At 75.3% G+C, this 881-nt stretch carries 1 protein-coding gene; it reads right to left on the bottom strand.

The window, feature by feature from the left end; all coding sequences use genetic code 11:
• Positions 1–166: 166 nt before the first annotated feature.
• Positions 167–881, bottom strand: a 715-nt coding sequence (locus tag FV222_RS27655; RefSeq protein WP_147816325.1) for a hypothetical protein, incomplete at its 5' end; no start/stop codon positions are given.

Here is an 881-nt window from a genome sequence, read left to right as displayed (position 1 = left end):
CCGGAGGCCGTGCAGGCGGAGTTGCGCCACCGCGCCCGCGCGCTCGCGGCGGCGGGCCGCTTCACCCGCGAGTGCTTGGCGCGCCAGACCCTCGACCTCTACGCCCGCGCCCTTGCCTCGGCGCAATCGCGACAGGCCCGTTGAAGCGGACGTGTGGAGGCGAGCGCTACGCGCGAAACGGGCGCAGCAGCGCCGCTTCTTCCTCGGGTCGCCCGCGCCCGGGAGCGAGGCTCTCGTAGCGGCGCGAGCGCGCCAGCACATGCGCGCGGCCGAGGTGGTGCTCGATCGCCCCGTGCAGCGCGACGAGGCTTCGCGGCCAGCCGCCGTCGAGGGCAGGCCGCTCGTGCACCCGGCCTTCATAGCGCACGGCCTTGCGGTTCAGCCGGTACTGCACGTCCGGGAAGACGTCCGACAGCAGGCCGTCGACCCGGTTGCGGCGCGCAAGCCCGACCGAGAGCACGTCGCCCGCCTCCGCCAGGGCCGCAAGCGCCGGGAGGCGGCGGCCGACTGCAAGATCAAGGGTCTCGTCCGCGTCGAGCTGCAGCATCCAGGGATGGTGGGCGAGATCCTGGAGGGCGTTGCGCTGGGCGGCGAAATCGCCATCCAGCGGACGGGCCGCCACGCGGACCGCATCATGCGGAAACCCTTCGGCCGACACGGCGCTTGGCGAGGCAGCCGCCGCGTCGAGCAGGACGACCACGTCGTCGGTCCAGGCCGCGTGGGCCGCGACCGCCGCCAACACGTGGTCGAGGTCGGACGGCCGGCAGAGCAGGCCGACGGAGACCGGCGCCCGCTCCCCCGCATCGAGGGCGTAGAGGTCGGCTTGCGCCGCCCGCACCGCGTGCGGCCGGCGAAGCTCCGCCCGGCCCGCGGCGTCCTGC

Origin of the sequence: Methylobacterium sp. WL103 (assembly GCF_008039885.1) — a bacterium.
In the GTDB taxonomy this organism is placed as follows: domain Bacteria; phylum Pseudomonadota; class Alphaproteobacteria; order Rhizobiales; family Beijerinckiaceae; genus Methylobacterium; species Methylobacterium cerastii.
The sequence above is the reverse complement of the archived record's forward strand: the minus strand, read 5'-3'. Positions and strand labels throughout refer to the sequence as shown.